At 66.3% G+C, this 16,008-nt stretch carries 12 protein-coding genes; 6 read left to right on the plus strand and 6 right to left on the minus strand.

What is annotated here, in order from left to right:
- On the minus strand, positions 1 to 1,200 hold the full coding sequence (locus tag IB255_RS24550; RefSeq protein ID WP_192210965.1) for an MFS transporter: 1,200 nt from the start codon (positions 1,198 to 1,200) through the stop codon (positions 1 to 3).
- A gap of 177 nt (positions 1,201 to 1,377) precedes the next feature.
- Here IB255_RS24550 and IB255_RS24555 point away from each other — a divergent pair, with 177 nt between their 5' ends.
- Entirely contained in the window at positions 1,378 to 1,755 is a 378-nt protein-coding gene (locus IB255_RS24555) for a GFA family protein (RefSeq protein ID WP_225594995.1), read from the plus strand.
- Between the two features lie 336 nt (positions 1,756 to 2,091).
- Here the strand turns inward: IB255_RS24555 and IB255_RS24560 are convergent, their stop codons facing one another.
- The 3 genes from IB255_RS24560 to IB255_RS24570 all read right to left on the minus strand — a co-directional run bounded on the left by IB255_RS24560 (position 2,092) and on the right by IB255_RS24570 (position 6,371).
- The gene (locus IB255_RS24560; RefSeq protein ID WP_192210967.1) at positions 2,092 to 2,424 is read right to left on the minus strand and encodes a DUF1508 domain-containing protein; all 333 of its coding nucleotides are present in this window, start codon (positions 2,422 to 2,424) and stop codon (positions 2,092 to 2,094) included.
- A gap of 147 nt (positions 2,425 to 2,571) precedes the next feature.
- Positions 2,572 to 3,837 carry a carbohydrate porin gene (locus IB255_RS24565; RefSeq protein ID WP_192210968.1) on the minus strand — a complete coding sequence of 422 codons (1,266 nt, stop codon included), beginning with the start codon at positions 3,835 to 3,837 and terminating at the stop codon, positions 2,572 to 2,574.
- Between the two features lie 107 nt (positions 3,838 to 3,944).
- A complete protein-coding gene (locus IB255_RS24570) occupies positions 3,945 to 6,371 on the minus strand; it encodes a glucose/quinate/shikimate family membrane-bound PQQ-dependent dehydrogenase (protein WP_192210969.1) in 2,427 nt (808 codons plus the stop codon).
- A gap of 352 nt (positions 6,372 to 6,723) precedes the next feature.
- Here IB255_RS24570 and IB255_RS24575 point away from each other — a divergent pair, with 352 nt between their 5' ends.
- The 4 genes from IB255_RS24575 to IB255_RS24590 all read left to right on the plus strand — a co-directional run bounded on the left by IB255_RS24575 (position 6,724) and on the right by IB255_RS24590 (position 11,329).
- Positions 6,724 to 8,721 carry a TonB-dependent receptor family protein gene (locus tag IB255_RS24575; protein ID WP_192211006.1) on the plus strand — a complete coding sequence of 666 codons (1,998 nt, stop codon included), beginning with the start codon at positions 6,724 to 6,726 and terminating at the stop codon, positions 8,719 to 8,721.
- A 108-nt stretch (positions 8,722 to 8,829) separates the two neighbouring features.
- The gene (locus IB255_RS24580; RefSeq protein ID WP_151187202.1) at positions 8,830 to 9,453 is read left to right on the plus strand and encodes a hypothetical protein; all 624 of its coding nucleotides are present in this window, start codon (positions 8,830 to 8,832) and stop codon (positions 9,451 to 9,453) included.
- A gap of 134 nt (positions 9,454 to 9,587) precedes the next feature.
- Positions 9,588 to 10,973, plus strand: coding sequence for an NAD(P)/FAD-dependent oxidoreductase (locus IB255_RS24585; protein ID WP_192210970.1), 1,386 nt, complete (start codon positions 9,588 to 9,590; stop codon positions 10,971 to 10,973).
- 11 nt (positions 10,974 to 10,984) lie between these two features.
- A complete protein-coding gene (locus tag IB255_RS24590) occupies positions 10,985 to 11,329 on the plus strand; it encodes a cupin domain-containing protein (RefSeq protein WP_192210971.1) in 345 nt (114 codons plus the stop codon).
- Here IB255_RS24590 and IB255_RS24595 read toward each other — a convergent pair.
- Positions 11,319 to 12,806, minus strand: a complete 1,488-nt coding sequence (locus IB255_RS24595) for a PucR family transcriptional regulator (protein WP_081520413.1) — start codon at positions 12,804 to 12,806, stop codon at positions 11,319 to 11,321. The genes IB255_RS24590 and IB255_RS24595 overlap by 11 nt on opposite strands.
- Positions 12,807 to 13,069: 263 nt before the next feature.
- On the opposite strand from IB255_RS24595, the gene IB255_RS24600 reads away from it, so the two are divergent.
- Entirely contained in the window at positions 13,070 to 14,110 is a 1,041-nt protein-coding gene (locus IB255_RS24600) for an ABC transporter substrate-binding protein (protein WP_081520412.1), read from the plus strand.
- Positions 14,111 to 14,471: 361 nt separating this feature from the next.
- Here IB255_RS24600 and IB255_RS24605 read toward each other — a convergent pair whose 3' ends face one another.
- Positions 14,472 to 15,833 carry an MFS transporter gene (locus tag IB255_RS24605; protein WP_081520411.1) on the minus strand — a complete coding sequence of 454 codons (1,362 nt, stop codon included), beginning with the start codon at positions 15,831 to 15,833 and terminating at the stop codon, positions 14,472 to 14,474.
- Between the last annotated feature and the right edge of the window lie 175 nt (positions 15,834 to 16,008).

The raw sequence follows: 16,008 nt of genomic DNA on the forward strand, positions 1-16,008 counted from the left end.
TCAGTGAGTGGGAACCGCGCCAGCGGCGGCCGGTTCCATGGAATTTCTGCGGTCCAGACGGCCACTCAGGGCGGTCAGGCCGAAGGCGGCGAGGGTGACCACGGCGGCGATCCAGGGGGTGTGGCCCAGGCCCAGGTGACTGACGACCAGACCGCCCGCCCAGGAACCGCCAGCCACGCCGAGGTTGAACGCGGCGATGTTGAAGCCGGCGGCCACGTCCACGGCATCCGGCGCCACGCGCTCGGCCTGTTGCACGACATACACCTGCAGGCCTGGCACGTTGCCGAAGGCCACTGCGCCCCAGGCCAGCACCGTCAGCACCACCAGCCACGGGTTGCCGGCGGTGAAGGTCAGCACCAGCAGTACCGAAGCCAGCAGGCCGAAGATGATCTTCAGGGCGCTGACCGGGCCGCGCTTGTCGGCCAGGCGGCCGCCCCAGATATTGCCGATGGCCACCGAGACACCGTAGGCCAGGAGCACGGCGCCGACCATGTTCGGGCTGAAACCGGCCAGGTCCTGGAGGATCGGCGCGAGGAAGGTGAAGGCGATCAGCGAGCCGCCGTAGCCCACGGCGGTCATCGCATAGACCAGCAGCAGGCGCGGTTGCAGCAGCACGCGGGCCTGGCGCAGCAGCGGTGCCGGCGGGGTGTGCTGGATGTTCTTCGGCACGAACAGCAGGCTGCCGAGCAGGGCGACCACGCCAAAGGCGGCGACCACCAGGAAGGTCACGCGCCAGCCCAGGTGCTGGCCGATGAAGGTGCCCATCGGGATGCCGGTGACGAAGGCCACGGTCATGCCGCTGAACATGGTCGCGATGGCGCTGGCGGCCTTGTCCTTGCTCACCAGGTTGGTGGCGATGATCGAGCCGACCGAGAAGAACACACCGTGGGCCAGGCCGGTGAGGATGCGCGCGATGATCAGCGATTCGTAGCTGGGTGCCTTCCAGGCCACCAGGTTGCCGAGGGTGAACAGTGCCATCAGACCGACCAGCAAGGCCTTGCGCGGGATGCGCCCGGTCATGGCGGTGAGCAGCGGTGCACCAATGGCGACGCTCAGGGCGTAGAGGCTGACCAGCAGGCCGGCGGAGGGCAGGGTGACGCCCAGGTCGGTGGCGATGGTCGGGATCAGGCCGACGATGACGAACTCCGTCGTGCCGATGGCGAAGGCGCTGAGCGTCAGCGCCAGGAGTGCGAGGGGCATGGTATGGGGCTCCGGACGAATGGGATGCGATGGGAGGCATTGTCCGGAAGTCAGTCATTGAGAAAAACGTGGTAAACAGCAAAGGATAGTTGAGTCGGAGTCACGAATAGCGGGGTGTCTACGCTGATGTATTCATGAGGATCAGCGATGAAGGGCATCCCCGAGGAGGATTCAGCCATGCATTACACCGGCACCTGCCACTGCGGCGCGGTGGCTTTCGCCTTCGACGCGGAGCTCGATGAACTGGTGCGCTGCGACTGTTCGCTGTGCGGCAAGCGCAACGCCCTGATGGCGACCGTGCCGAAGGACAACTTCCGATTGACCCGCGGTGATCAGGCCCTGCACCTGTATCGCTGGAACAGCGGCGTCGCGCTGCATTACTTCTGCGGGACATGCGGCATCTACGTCTACCACCAGCGCCGCAGCAATCCGGCGCTGCTCAGTGTGAATGCCTGCTGCATCGACGGCTTCGACCCGGAGTCGCTGCCGTTGCGGCGGGTGGACGGCAAGAGCATGACCACCGTGGTTTCCGGGAACGACGGAGCCAACCTGTAGGAGCAACTGTCTTTCCCTGGTAGTTCGGTGTTTGTGCTTTCCCCCTCACCCCCAGCCCTCTCCCTCAGGGAGAGGGAGCAAATCGTGCCGGCTGACGCTGTGATTTCATCCGGCACCGAACGGAGAGGGTTAGGGTGAGGGCCGATCCGAGCACAGATCTATTCCGTAGGAGCGGGCGCTGTGCGTCGGTAATTCCCGCTAGTTGCGGATTCCGCCGCCCGGGACTTCGCGGATAAGTTCGTAGGGCGCATAACGCGCCAGCGTTTTCCGCCCTGCAGGCCCAGACGCACATAAAAAAGCCCCGCATTGCGCGGGGCTCTTTCATTCACTCGTCACTCAGGCGTGCTTGCGCAGCTCGCTGCTGAGGCCGGCCTGGGCGATCGTTGCGATCGCCTGGTCGCGAGCGGCCTCGGAGTCGTACAGCTTGCTGGTCAGCAGTTCTGCACCGGTGTTATCGCGGATCACGAAGAAATTCTTGCCGCCGGGGGACATCTGGCGCTTGTAGCGCTCGACGGCCGCACAGGAGCTGCGGAGGCTGTTGATGGCCTGCTCGGCTGCCTCCTGTGTCGGGTAGGCCAGAGTTTCCAGCAGAGTACCGTGGGCAGTGTTCTTGAGCAGAACGCGACGGTTGCCGCTGCTGAGTTCCTTGATTTCATACCAACCGGGCATGTGTAGCTCCATATAACCGGTGTCAACGTCCTGCGGGTGTTCCCGCAGGGTGACAGGCCAGTTTAGGAGTACGAACGTTCTATTTGTATAGGAAAAGTCCTATGAATCATGGGGTTACTGTATCAATTTGTCTCAGGGGCACGGGTCTCAGAACGTCGCCTTGACCTGCAGGCCGAGCAGCAGGGCGTTGTCGATGTCCTGGCCGGAGAAGGCGCCCGGCTCGATGACGTACTGCACGTCCGGGCGCAGGGTCAGCCAGGGGGTGGCCTGGTAGCCGTAGCTCAGCTCGATCAGTTGTTCGCCGCTGTCCAGGTTCGGATAGTCCTGGCCGTTGGCGAGAGCGTTGTTCTCCTGCACCTCGCGGCTGCGCGGGTTGGGCACGGCGCGGCCATAACCCAGCGCGAGGCTGTCCTTCGGGCGGCCTTCGAAGGGCTTGTAGAGCACGACGCCGGCGCCATACCACCTGGTGAAGGGCGAGGCGGCGCTGCTGGCGGCCGAGGCCTGGCCGAACAGGTGCAGGCTGCGCCCCTTGGTGGCCGGGTCGTTCCACACGGCCTGGTCCACCAGCAGGTAGTGGCCGCTGCGGCCGGACTCCTGCTTGTCGCTGCCGATGCGCTGTACGTCGGAGCTGTCGTAGTACCAGCCCAGCTTGTACTCGCCGGGCAGCTCGCCCTGGGGCTTGTAGATCAGCTCGATGGGCACCACGGTGCCGGTGGTGTGCTTGGGGGTGAGGTGCCAGGCGCGGCTGGAGTTGCCGTTGCTTTCCGGGTCGACGTTGAAGGCGGCGATGCGCAGCTGCCAGTCCGGCGCGAAGCTGTACTTCACCCGCGCTCCCAGGTGCGCGTTGGGGTAGTTGGTCCAGCCGCTGCCGCCGGACATGTTCAGCGGGTGGCCGCAGAAGCCGGCGTTCATGAAGTTGCAGAGGATACCGCTGTCCAGCCCGCCGACGTCGTTGCCCATGGCCATGTAGCCGAGCTTGAGGTTCAGCGCCTGGCTCAGGTCGCGCTCGTAGCTCAGCTCGGTCAGACGGGTGTAGAGGCCGCCGTAGTTTTCCTGGACCGGCAGGCGGTTGCCCACCAGGTCTTCCGAGGCGCTGTTGCCGCGACGGTCGTTGATGGTCAGCTGGACCTTGCCGCCGTTGTCCAGGCCGTAGAGTTTCGACAGGTCGAATTGCACGCCCAGCTTGATGTTCTGCGAATAGCGCGCCGAGCGGTGCAGGCCGCCGTGAGCGTTGTAGGCGGTCTCGCCGCTGTAGTCGCCGGTGAACTTGACGCCGTCCTGTTCCAGCTGGTGGCGCAGGCCGCCCCAGTCGCCGGTCATGATGGGGCGGTCGAGCAGGCCTTCTTCGGCCAGCGCAGGCAGCGAGGCGACGCACAGCAGCAGGCCGGGCGTTAGGCGAAGGGAAGTGCGCATGGGATTTCCTGAACGTGAAGCGAATAAAAAAAGGCGCGGTGGTAGTGCCGCGCCGGAAGGAGACGCCCGCACGAGGCGGGCGCGATGGGATCGTCAGGCCGGGCCGCTCACTGCTTGTCGGGCAGGGCGTAGGCCATTACGTAGTCGCCGCGATCGGTGGACTGGCGTGCGCCGCCGGCAGTGATGACGATGAACTGTTTGCCGGTCTTGGGCGACACATAGGTCATCGGGCCGCCCTGGCTGCCGACGGGTAGGCGGGCTTTCCAGATTTCCTTGCCGTTGCCGCTGTCGTAGGCGCGCAGGTAGAAGTCCTGGGTGCCGGCGATGAACACCAGGCCGCCCTGGGTGGACAGCGTGCCGCCGAGGGTCGGCAGGCCGATGGGGATCGGCAGGTGCATGCGGATGCCCAGCGGGCCGGCGTCTTCCACGGTGCCCACCGGAACCTGCCAGGCCACCTGGCGGGTCTTCATGTCGATGGCGGTGAGGGTACCGAACGGCGGCGCCTGGCACGGGATGCCGGCCACCGAGAGGAAGCGGTTCTTGTTCACCGCGTAGGGCGTGCCCTTGAGCGGCACGGCGCCCATCCCGGTGTTCAGCGCTTCGCCGCCGCCGGCCGCCGCGCCCTTGTTGGCCGAGGGGATCATCTGGATCCACAGGCCCAGGCGCATATCGTTGACGAAGATGAAACCGTGCACCGGGTCGGTGGAAAGGCTGCCCCAGTTCATGCCGCCCAGAGAGCCGGGGAAGCTCAGCGACAGGTCGGTACCCGGCGCGGTGTAGAGGCCGTCGTAGCGCATCTTCTTGAAGTCGATGCGGCACAGTAGTTGGTCATACGGCGTGGCGCCCCACATGTCCGATTCGGTGAGGGTCTGCGCGCCGATCTGCGGCATGCCGACGGATTTCGGCTGGGTCGGCGAGTAGGGCTCGTTGGGGATGTTGCCTGGCTTGACCGGTACATCCTTCACCTCGGTGAGCGGTTTGCCGGTGGCGCGGTCGAGCACATAGATCTGCCCGGCCTTGGTGCCGATCACCACTGCCGGCACGGTCTTGCCGTCGTCCCGGGTGAAGTCGATCAGGCTCGGCTGCATCGGCAGGTCGAAGTCCCAGAGGTCGTTGTGCACGGTCTGGTAGACCCACTTCTCGGCGCCGGTGGTGGCGTCCAGGGCCAGGATCGAGGCGCCGTAGGTGTGGTCGAGCTTGCTGCGCTCCACGCCATAGATGTCGGTGGAGGAACTGCCCATGGGCAGGAAGACGGTATTCATCGCCGGGTCGTAGGACATCGGCGCCCAGCTGTTGGGAGTGCTGCGCACGTAGGTCTTGCCGTCTGCCGGGGCTTCCTTGTCTTCCGGGTTGCCCGGATCGAAGGCCCAGCGCATGGCGCCGGTGATGACGTCGAAGCCACGGATCACGCCACCGGGCATGTCGGTCTGGACGTTGTCCGCGACGCGACCGCCGACCACCACGGTGGTACCGGCCATGAGCGGGGCGGAGGAGAGCTGGTAGTAGGAATCGGGCACGTCACCCAGGCCGGCCTTCAGGTCGACCTGGCCATTGTTGCCGAAGCCCTGGCAGAACTCGCCGGTGTCGGCGTCCACGGCGATCAGGCGCGCATCGATGGTGTTGGTCAGCAGGCGACGCTGGCAGTTGGCGCCGGCCGGCACGCTGGCGGCGATGACCTGCGAGCTGTTGGGCTGGGTCGGCTGGGCGATCTCCTTGGTGGCATCGAAGTAGGCCATGCCACGGCAGCGCTGCCAGACCTTGGACTGGGCGTTGATCTCGTTCTTCCAGAGTTCCTTGCCGGTGTCCGCATCGAGGGCGATCAGGTTGTTGTGCGGGGTGCAGATGAACACCTTGTCGCCGACCTGCAGCGGGGTGAGCTGGTCTTCCGCGCCATTGCCGTCGCTGATCGCCACGTCGCCGGTGTGGTAGGTCCAGGCCATCTTGAGCTGGTCGACGTTGCCACGGTTGATCTGGTCCAGTGCGGCGAAGCGGCTGCCGCCCTCGGTGTTGCCGTAGTGGGCCCAGTCCTTCTGCGCGTGGGCCGGGTCAACCGGTGTCAGACCGGGGCCCTTGCCGGTGGGGGCAACGCTGGGGTGGGCGACGAACATGTTGCCGGCGGCGATCACCACCAGCACTGCCAGCACGCCAGCGATGCCGTATGCACCACGACCTGCGTCGCGGCCGGCGGAGCGGGCCAGCAGCGGGTAGACCAGCGCAACTGCCACGCCGATCGCGCTGAACATGAACAGGCGCGAGAACAGCGGCCAGAACACCAGGCCGGTGTCGGCCACGGCCCAGACCGCGGTTGCCACCAGGAAGGCGGCGAACAGCCAGGCGCCGGCCGGCTTGCGAAGGGCGATCAGCAGACCGGAAACGGCCATGGCCAGACCGCCGATGAGGAAGTACCAGGAACCGCCGAGGCTGACCAGGCGGATGCCGCCGGCGGCCAGGGCGAGGCCGAGGAGGGCGATGACCACACCCAGGCCGAGGAGGATGAAAGTGCTCACGCGGGAGGCGCGCTGTACCGGTTTCATACAGAAGGTTCTCACTGTTGGATTCGCCGATTATACTCTTAGCTAGCTAATTAACTAGATAGTACAAACGTCGAAGATGCGCCTTCTGTCAAAAAAAGCTGGGACGAATGCCATAGCCTCCTCCGGTTCTTGCCCAGAACATCCTGACCCACAATCCCCCTGTGCAGAGGCTGCCGAGACTGGCAGCATCGCTGCTCGGTCCTACAGAAGAATCCTAGCTGCCGTGCCTGTTTCCCGCTCCGTTGTGCCCGCCCGACTCAAACTGCTGCCGCTGCTGATCTGCGGCGTCACCCACGGCCAGCTGGCCCGCGCCGCCGACCCGCAGAGCGCCGAGCAAGCCCTGGCCGAACCCATGGTGGTGACGGGCGCCTACGCGCCGGTGTCGAGCTTCGACCTGCCGTTTTCCATCGACACCGTGCAGCAGCCGCAGCTCAGCGACGGCCAGCTCGGCGTCAATGCCTCCGAAGTGCTGCAGCGGGTGCCCGGCCTGGTGGTGCAGAACCGCCAGAACTACGCCCAGGACTTGCAGATTTCCTCCCGTGGCTACGGCGCGCGCTCGGCCTTCGGCATTCGCGGTCTGAAGCTGCTCAGCGATGGCATCCCCGCCAGCACGCCGGACGGCCAGGGCCAGGCGGCGACGCTGAACCTCGACGTCGCCGACCGCATCGAGGTGCTGCGCGGCCCGGCCTCGACGCTCTACGGCAGCAACAGCGGCGGGGTGATCCAGATGTTCTCCCGCGACGGTTACGGGGCGCCGAAGGTTGGCGCGGAAACCACCTTCGGCAGCGACGGCTTCAACAAGAACCACCTGTATGCCGAAGGCGGCACCGACCAGGCTGGTTTCCTGCTCGATGCCTCGCGCATGGACACCGACGGCTACCGCGACCACAGCGCCGCGCGCCGCGACCAGACCTTCGCCAAGCTCAACTTCAAGCCCGACGAAGACAGCCGGATGGCGCTGATCTACAGCAGCCTGGAGCAGAACAACACGCAGGACCCGCTGGGCCAGACCTGGGACGCCTATGAGCACGACCCGCGCTCCGTCGCTCCGGCTGCCGAGCTGTACAACACGCGCAAGAGCATCGATCACCAGCAGCTGGGCATGAACTATGAGCGCTATTTCGGCGATGCGACCCTGCAGTTCAACCTCTACGCCGGCCAGCGCAGCGTGGTGCAGTACCTGTCGATCCCCAGGACGGTGGCCTCCAACTCCCAGCGTGGCGGCGGTGTGGTGGACTTCGACCGCGAGTTCCACGGTGGCACCCTGCGCTGGATCCAGCCGGTGCACGGCGTGCCGGGCGAGCTGACCGTCACCACCGGGGTGGACTACGACCGCAGCGAGGATGACCGCAAGGGTTTCCAGAACTTCAGCGGCGACCAGTTGGGCGTGAAGGGCGAGATGCGGCGCAACGAGAACGACATCGCCACCAGCCTCGACCCCTACGTGCAGGCGCGCTGGGAACTGGGCAACTGGACCTTCGACGCCGGCCTGCGGCACAGCACCATGAAAATGGAAGTGGACGATCGCTACCTGGCCAACGGCGACTCCAGCGGCTCGAAGAAGTACCAGCAGAACAACCCGTCGCTCTCGGTGATGTACGCCTTCACTCCCGAATTGCACGGCTACATCAGCGCCGGCAAGGGTTTCGAGACCCCGACCCAGGCAGAGATGGCCTACGCGCCGGGTCTGAGCGAGAGTTTCAACTTCGGCCTCGACCCGGCCACCAGTACCCAGTATGAGGTCGGTCTGAAGGCCAGGGTCGCCGGTAATACGCGGGTCAACGCGGCGATCTTCGAGATACGCACCGACGACGAGATCGTCGTCGCCAGCTCCAGCGGCGGCCGCACCAGTTACCAGAACGCCGGCAAGACCCTGCGCAGGGGTTTCGAGCTGGGCGTGCAGAGCGACCTGTCCGAACACTGGCAGGCCAACCTGGCTTACACGCGCCTCGACGCCACCTACGACGAGGACTTCGTCGAGAGCGGCAGTACCATCGAGAAGGGCAATCACCTGCCCGGTGTGCCCGGCAGCAGCCTGTTCGGCGAGCTGGTGTGGAAGCGGCAGGATGGCATCAGCATGGGCTTCGAAGGCCAGTACCGCAGCAAGGTCTATGTCGAGGACAGCAACGAGGACAAGCCGGCCCCCAGCTATGCGGTGTTCAACTGGCGCACCCGCTTCGAGCAGCACGTCGGGCCCTGGACCTTCCACCAGCTGGTGCGCCTGGACAACCTGCTGGATCGCCAGTACGTCGGTTCGGTGATCGTCGGCGACAGCAACGGGCGTTACTACGAGGCGGCGCCGGGGCGCTCGTGGTATGCGGGGGCCGGGCTGGAATACCGGTTCGATTGAGTCGCCGCCGGATCGCCTTCCAATGTTCCGATTGTCGTCTGCGGGGCGCCACAAGGCCCCTGAATCCTCTATCCTCGCGTCCTTTGCATTGCGTGGGACGAGTTGGTAATGGGCAGATGGGCAATGGGCGCACTGTTGATGTGCGTGGCGGGCATGGCGTCGGCGGCTGATCCGCTGTTCGGCAAGTACAACTACGGCGCGGCGCAGAAGGGCTTCGGCAAGCAGCAGGGCTTCGTCGAATGCCTGCAGCCCATGGGCGTCACCGCGCGCTGCAAGGATGGCGTGGACTACGCCGGCACGCGCTTTCGCCTGGCGCTGACCTTCGACAAGCAGAAGCTGGTCGAGGCGGTGCTGTACAGCGAATACAACGATGCCGCTTACCGGCGCGTACTGCAGGAAGTGGCCAAGCGCTTCATGCTGGTGGCCATCGCCGACGACAAGAACGTGGTCGACGTGCTGGCGCACACCCTCAACCCGAACCGCACCGAGGCCGACGCCAAGGCCATCGGCGACTTCGAGACCCATGCGCTGCGCAGCGGGATGATCAGCTACCGCCTCTACGAGCAGCTCGACAAGTACATCAAGCCGGGCCTCGACGCCCGCCAGGTACTGGCCACGGTGCCGTCGAGCATCCGCGTGGCCGAGGTCACGGTGAAGCACGGCAAGTCCGATAACTGGCTGATCGTGAAGTTCTCCAAGCCGGGCCTGGCGCCGAAGAAGCCCAAGGCCTGATATCACCGGCCGCAGCGCCCCGGCTTCATATCTTCGTATGAGGCCTTTCCCCGGATTGCATGGAATGGACGATTGTTCGCCACTGGCCTGACACAGGACAGTGGCGCCACTACCGTTCAACCTGGAATCCGCACATGAAACGTTCCCTGTGGCTGGAGGAAATCGCCTCCGAGCTCACTCCGCTGCCTGCGCTGGAAGGCCCGCTCGACGTCGACGTGGCCATCGTCGGCGGCGGCTTTGTCGGCCTCTGGACTGCGCTGCGCCTGCTCGAGCTCAAGCCTGATTGCCGTATCGCCATCATCGAGCGCGACATCTGTGGCGGCGGCGCCTCTGGGCGCAACGGCGGCTTCGTCATGTCCTGGTGGCCGAAGATCAGTTCGCTGGCCGCGCAGTGCGGCAAGGACGAGGCACTGCGCCTGGCCCGCGCCTCGGCAGCGGCCATCGGTGAGATCGAAGCATTCTGCAAGGCCCACGACATCGATGCGCACTTCCGCCGTGCCGGCTGGTTGTGGACTGCCACCACCGACGCCCAGCGCGGTGCCTGGAAGGGCGTGCAGCAGACCTGCGAGCGCCTCGGCGAGCCGGTGTTCCAGTCACTCTCCAACAGCGAAGTGGCGCGCCGCGCCGGCTCCGCGAAACACCTCGAAGGCGTGCTCGAAGCCAGCAACGCCACGGTACAGCCGGCCCGCCTGGTGCGCGGTCTGCGCCGGGTGGCGCTGGAGAAGGGCGTGCGCATCTTCGAGAACACCCCCATGCTCAGCCTGGAGCGCGGCCGGCCGGCGGTGATCCGCACCCCCGGCGGCGAACTGCGCGCACCGAAGGTGGTAATGGCGACCAACGCCTGGGCGGCGGCAATTCCCGAACTGCGCCGTACCATCCTGCCGGTGACCAGCACCGTGGTCGCCACCGCGCCGATCCCGGAGCGCCTGGAGCAGATCGGCTGGACCGGTGGCGAAGCCATCACCGATTCGCAGCTGATGGTCGACTACTACCGCACCACGCAGGACGGCCGCATCGCCTTCGGCAAGGGCACCGGGATGATCAGCTTCGCCAGTCGCATCGACGAGAGCTACGACCACAACCCGCAGCTCAGCGAAGACACCGAGCAGGACCTGCGCCGCACCTACCCGCAGCTGGACGACGTGCCGGTGACCCACAGCTGGTCCGGCCCCATCGACCGTACCTACGACAGCCTGCCGGTGTTCGGCCACCTGGAGGGCGCGCCGCACATCGTCTACGGCATCGGCTGGAGCGGCAACGGCGTCGGCCCGAGCCGCCTGGGCGGGCGCATCCTCGCCAGCCTGGCGCTGGGCATCGATGACGAGTGGAGCCGTTGCGGCCTGGTCGGCCGGCAGCCCAAGCGCTTCCCGCTCGAACCGGTGCGCTACGTCGGCGGACTGATGGTGCGCGGCGCGGTGCAACGCAAGGAACAGGCCGAGGCGCAGAACCGCAAGGGCGGCTGGCTCGACCGCACCCTGGCCGGCTTCGCCCCGGCAGGGCTCGAAGACAAGGACCTTTAGGAGAAAGAACCATGCCCCAACCGATCCTGCTCACCGGCACCGCCGGACTCGAACTGCCGGCGCCGCAGCCGGTGAAGGAACCCCTGGGCACTCCGGTATCCAGCGCCGCGACCCACGCCGAGGAAGGCGAGGGCGGCCTGCTCACCGGTGTCTGGGAATGCACGCCCGGCCGCTGGCGGCGCCAGGTGCTGTCGCGGGAATTCAGCCACTTCATCAGCGGCCACTGCCTGTTCATCCCGGACGACGGCGAGCCGATCGAACTGCGCGCCGGCGACGCCGTGCTGTTCCCGGCGAACTGTCAGGGCACCTGGGACATCCGCGAGACCGTGCGCAAGAGCTTCGTGATCATTCCCTGATCCCGGCGTCCATGCCGGCAATCTGCGCCGAGCGCAGCGCGATCCAGAGGACGGCCACGTCCTCGGTGCAGTCCAGCGAGCGCTCGGTGATTTCCTCGATGCGGCGGATGCGGTAGACCAGCGTCTGCTTGTGCACGTTGAGCCGTTGTGCGGCCTTCTGCCAGGAACGGTTCTGCTCGAGGAAGACGCGCAGGGTGTGCTGCAACTGGCCACCCTGTTGCGCATCGTAATCCGCCAGCGCACCGAGTACCCGGCGATGCACACGCCGTGCTTCCTCCAGGCTCGCCGGCAGCCAGGACTGCTCGCCCTGGGCATCGGCATAGGCCACCAGCGGGCGCTGGTGGTTGGCATGGGCCAGCGCGAGGCGCGCCTCGCGCAGGGCTTCCACCGCCCGTAATGCATGGCCCAACGGGTTGCTGTGGCCCAGGGTGCAGTCCAGCTCGGCCTGCAGCGTTGCGGCCTGCGCCGGATCGCTTAGCAGCAGGATCAGTTCGTTGCCCTGGTGTCGCACCAGCAGGCCCATTCCCAGTCGCTGAAGTCGCTGCTGCCAGTGTTGCGGCAGCTCGCCGGCGGCGCGCGCCAGCACCAGGCAGGCGGCATCCACCGGGCAATTCAGCTGCGCCAGCCGTTCCTGCGCGGCGCGCTCGGTGAGGCGCTGCTGCAGCAGATCGTCCAGCAGTTCCGAACCCAGCCGCAGCATGCGTTCGTGCTCGACTTGGGCGCGCTCCAGCTCGATCCCCAGTACCGCCACGATGTGATGCAGCAGGCCGTAGTCGAGCAGCTCGCCGCCGGTGGCGAGGATTTCGCAGGTGGTGAGCGACGGCAGCGGCATCACCAGCGCTTCCTGCTCGCCATTGCTGCAGCGGGTCACGGTGTCCGGCACCGAGCGGCGCTGGGCGAGGGTTGCCCGCCAGCTGGCCGGCAGCGGCGGCAGGCCTTCCTGCCAGGGTTGCAGCGTCGCCGAGTCGAACAGGAACAGCTGCGCGCGCACGTCGCTGCACAACCGGCGCAAAAGCCCGGCGAGGCCAAGCCCGCGCAGGCCAATGCGGGCGCTTTCATAGATGCGCGTCACGGCGCTGCGACGCTCGTGCTCTTCCTGCTTGCTGGCGTCGACGATGGCGCGGGTCACGGCGGAGAAGGGCACCGCGTAATCGGTCATCAGCAGCGGGAAACCCAGCTGGCAGGCTTCGTCCTGCAGGGCCTGGATATCCGCCGGGGCCTGCATGTTCTCGCCGATCATCAGCCCCGAGATGCGTGCCGCGGCCAGGCGTTGCAGGTAATCCCGTTGCGCCTGGGCCTGGGCGGGAATGCCGATGCCGGTGGTCATCAGCAGGTCCCCTTCGCCCAGCCACTGGGTCGGGTCCGCCAGCTCGCACACATGCGCCCAGCGCAGGCGCCGGCCGACGCCTTCGCTGCCGCCGAGCAGGCGGGTGCGCAGGGAAGCGTTGTCGAGGATGTCCTGGATATGGAATGGCATGGCGGGTCCGCGGGCAGGAGTGACGATCGATCGGGCCGGCAAGCATGCCACCAAGCGCGAGGCCTTGTCGCGCCTGGCTTGAGCGAGCCTTGCGGGCTTCGTACCGGGATACGAGCAGGGCCCTTCGAATTGTAGTTCCGTCTGATTGTGGAGCCTGGCGGCGGCCCCAAGACTAGCTGGCAGTGCGCCATGCGAGCCCTTGGAGGCCCCGGATGGCGCCGCCTGCCGCGAGGCGGGCCGTCTACTCACCGGAGACCATAACAATGAACAAGATCCTGAGTTCCTCCATCGCCTGCGCCCTGGGTTGCGCGGCGACTTTCCCTGCCTTCGCCGACCTCACCGTGGTCTCCCACGGCGGCGCCAACAAGGCTGCCCAGGTCAAGGCCTTCTACCAGCCCTACATGCAGCAGAGCGGCAGCCGCCTGATCGCCGACGAGTTCAACGGCGAAATGGCCAAGGTCAAGGTGCAGGTCGATACCGGCAGCGTCTCCTGGGATGTGGTGGAGATGGAAATGCCGGAACTGGCGCGGGCCTGCGACGAGGGCCTGCTGCAGGAAATCGGCGAGCAGCCGGGTATCGCCAAGCTCGCCCCGGAGCTGCTGGATGGCGCGGTACAGCCGTGCGGCGTGGGCTTCTTCGTCTGGTCCACGGTGCTGGCCTACAACGCCGACAAGCTCAAGAGCGCGCCCACCGGCTGGGCGGATTTCTGGGACACGCAGAAATTCCCTGGCAAGCGCGGCCTGCGCAAGGGCGCGATGTACACGCTGGAGTTCGCCCTGATGGCCGACGGCGTGGCGCCGAAGGATGTCTACGCCGTGCTCGGGACGAAGGAAGGCCAGGACCGCGCCTTCAGGAAGCTCGACCAGATCAAGCCGAGCATCCAGTGGTGGGAAGCCGGCGCACAGCCACCGCAATACCTGGCTTCCGGCGACGTGGTGATGAGCTCCGCCTACAACGGCCGCATCGCTGCCGTGCAGGACGAAAGCCAGCTGCGCGTGGTGTGGAACGGCGGCATCTATGACATGGACGCCTTCGCCATTCCCAAGGGCGCGAAGAATACCGAGGAAGGCCTGCGCTTCATCCAGTACGTGCTGCAGACCGAACAGCAGAAGAACTACGCGCAGCAGATCGCCTATGGCCCGGTGAACCGCGCCGCGGTCCCGCTGGTGGACGCCGCCCGCCGCACCAACATGCCTACCGATGAGGCCAACCTCGCCGGTCAGGTGGCGATGAATGCGGCCTTCTGGGCCGACCATGGCGAGCAGCTGGAGCAGCGCTTCAACGCCTGGGCCGCCAAGCAGTAAAGCTTCACAGTGTGCGGCGTCGCCGCACTTTCAGGCCGCCCTCGGGCGGCCTTTTTTGTGGGCGCTCCTACAACGACTAGCGCCGTGACTCCCCTGTAGGAGCGGGCCACGCCCGCGACCCGCGGACGAAGTCCGTGCGTCCCGTCGTGCATCGGTACCGTAAGCCCTGCTTACGGATCGCGAGCATGGCTCGCTTCTACACCGGCTAGCACCGTGACTCCCTTGTAGGAGCGGGCCATGCCCGCGAACCGCGGACGAAGTCCGCGCGTCCCTACAGGGAGCGCCGTGCCTGGCCGAATCGCCGGGCACAAAAAAGCCCATCGGCAGCGCCGATGGGCTTCGGGTCAAACGCAGGAGCGGATCAGGTCGCCAGGCTCAGCGATGCCGATTGCTGCAGCGAGCGGCCTTTGGTTTCCGGCGCCCACGCCAGGCAGATGAAGAACGCCAGCAGCGTGATGCCCGCACCGATCAGCAGGGTTGCCTGCAGACCGATGGACTCAATGCCGATGGGCATCAGGTAGGTGCCGGTCGCCGCGCCGATGCGGCTGAAACCGACCGCCACGCCGACGGCGGTGGCGCGCACGGAGGTGGGGAACAGCTCGTTGGGGTAGATCCACTCCAGGATGCTCGGGCCGCCGGAGACGAAGGCGTAGAAGGCGAAGGCACCGACGATGAACCAGGCCGGGGCGTCCGCCCACAGGCCCAGGGCCAGCAGCGGCAACGCCATCAGTGCGAAGGGCACCACCACCATGGGGCGGCGGCCCCAGGTTTCCACCAGCTTCAGCGCCGGGATCACGCCGATGGCGAAGAGGATGGCGATCATCAGCTCGCCCAGGGTCGAGGAGTTCTCGCCTTTGATGCCGGCGGTCAGCAGGATCATGCTGCCGAAGGTGTAGAGCACGTATTGCGGGGTGATCTGCGCGAAGTAGAGCATGCCGCACATGATGGTGCGCTTGAGGTAGCCGCCCGAGGAAATCATCTTCAGGTCGCTTTTCCACGAACGATGACGGCCACCGTCGTTCAGTTCGGCGACGTCGGCGGGGGTGATCACCACGTCCTTGTCGTAGACCAGCTTGATGACCTTCTGCGCTTCCTCGATGCGCCCCTTGCTGGCCAGCCAGCGTGGCGATTCCGGGATACCGCGGCGGATCAGCACGACGATGATGCCCACCACTGCGCCGCTGAACAGCATCCAGCGCCACAGCGAGTGGTCGCCGGTCCAGGAGACCATCAGGTAGCCGACGATGAAGGCGGTCATGGCGCCGCAGGACCAGGCCAGCCCCGACACGCCGATCATGAAGCCACGGCGCTTGGACGGGGTGAACTCCGTGAGCAGCGAGGTGGCGATGGGGTAATCCGCGCCGACCGCGAGGCCGATGACGAAACGCAGCACGATCAGTTGCCAGGCCTCGGTGACGAAGGCCGACAGGCCGCAGGCGATCACCAGCACGGTGAGGTCCAGGGCGTACATGGTTTCCCGGCCGATGCGGTCGGTGATGGCACCGAACACCGTCGCGCCGAAGAAGATGCCCAGCAGCGAGGCCGCGCCGATCAGGCCGGTTTCCACCGAGGTGGCGGCGATGTCCTGGCCGAAGCCGATCAGCGCAATGCCGATCAGGCTGAGGATGTAGCCATCGAGGAAGGGGCCTCCGCAGCAGGCCAGCAGCAATTTCCGGTGAAATTTCGATACCGGGGAATGTTCAATGACATCAAACACGCTCATGGGTACAACCTTTGTTGAATTTATAAGTGGCCGGGCAGGCAGCTTTCTGGAGCCGGCAACGGGCGGCAGGAGCCCTTTTCAGAGGCCGGCAAGGGGAGGGAGAGGGTGCAGGGGGAGGCCCGGGCGGACAATTCACCCAAGGTAAGAAGCGCCGCGGAGGGCCTTGTACGATCGT

This window comes from Pseudomonas sp. PDM22 (assembly GCF_014851965.1).
In the GTDB taxonomy this organism is placed as follows: domain Bacteria; phylum Pseudomonadota; class Gammaproteobacteria; order Pseudomonadales; family Pseudomonadaceae; genus Pseudomonas.

Bases quoted from the DNA above. Each gene is read 5' to 3' on its own strand.
- IB255_RS24570 (WP_192210969.1), bottom strand. From the start codon at position 6,371: ATGAAACCGGTACAGCGCGCCTCCCGCGTGAGCACTTTCATCCTCCTC.
- IB255_RS24600 (WP_081520412.1), top strand. From the start codon at position 13,070: ATGAACAAGATCCTGAGTTCCTCCATCGCCTGCGCCCTGGGTTGCGCG.
- IB255_RS24580 (WP_151187202.1), top strand. From the start codon at position 8,830: ATGGGCAGATGGGCAATGGGCGCACTGTTGATGTGCGTGGCGGGCATG.
- IB255_RS24560 (WP_192210967.1), bottom strand. From the start codon at position 2,424: ATGCCCGGTTGGTATGAAATCAAGGAACTCAGCAGCGGCAACCGTCGC.
- IB255_RS24565 (WP_192210968.1), bottom strand. From the start codon at position 3,837: ATGCGCACTTCCCTTCGCCTAACGCCCGGCCTGCTGCTGTGCGTCGCC.
- IB255_RS24585 (WP_192210970.1), top strand. From the start codon at position 9,588: ATGAAACGTTCCCTGTGGCTGGAGGAAATCGCCTCCGAGCTCACTCCG.
- IB255_RS24605 (WP_081520411.1), bottom strand. From the start codon at position 15,833: ATGAGCGTGTTTGATGTCATTGAACATTCCCCGGTATCGAAATTTCAC.
- IB255_RS24595 (WP_081520413.1), bottom strand. From the start codon at position 12,806: ATGCCATTCCATATCCAGGACATCCTCGACAACGCTTCCCTGCGCACC.
- IB255_RS24550 (WP_192210965.1), bottom strand. From the start codon at position 1,200: ATGCCCCTCGCACTCCTGGCGCTGACGCTCAGCGCCTTCGCCATCGGC.
- IB255_RS24575 (WP_192211006.1), top strand. From the start codon at position 6,724: ATGGTGGTGACGGGCGCCTACGCGCCGGTGTCGAGCTTCGACCTGCCG.
- IB255_RS24555 (WP_225594995.1), top strand. From the start codon at position 1,378: ATGCATTACACCGGCACCTGCCACTGCGGCGCGGTGGCTTTCGCCTTC.
- IB255_RS24590 (WP_192210971.1), top strand. From the start codon at position 10,985: ATGCCCCAACCGATCCTGCTCACCGGCACCGCCGGACTCGAACTGCCG.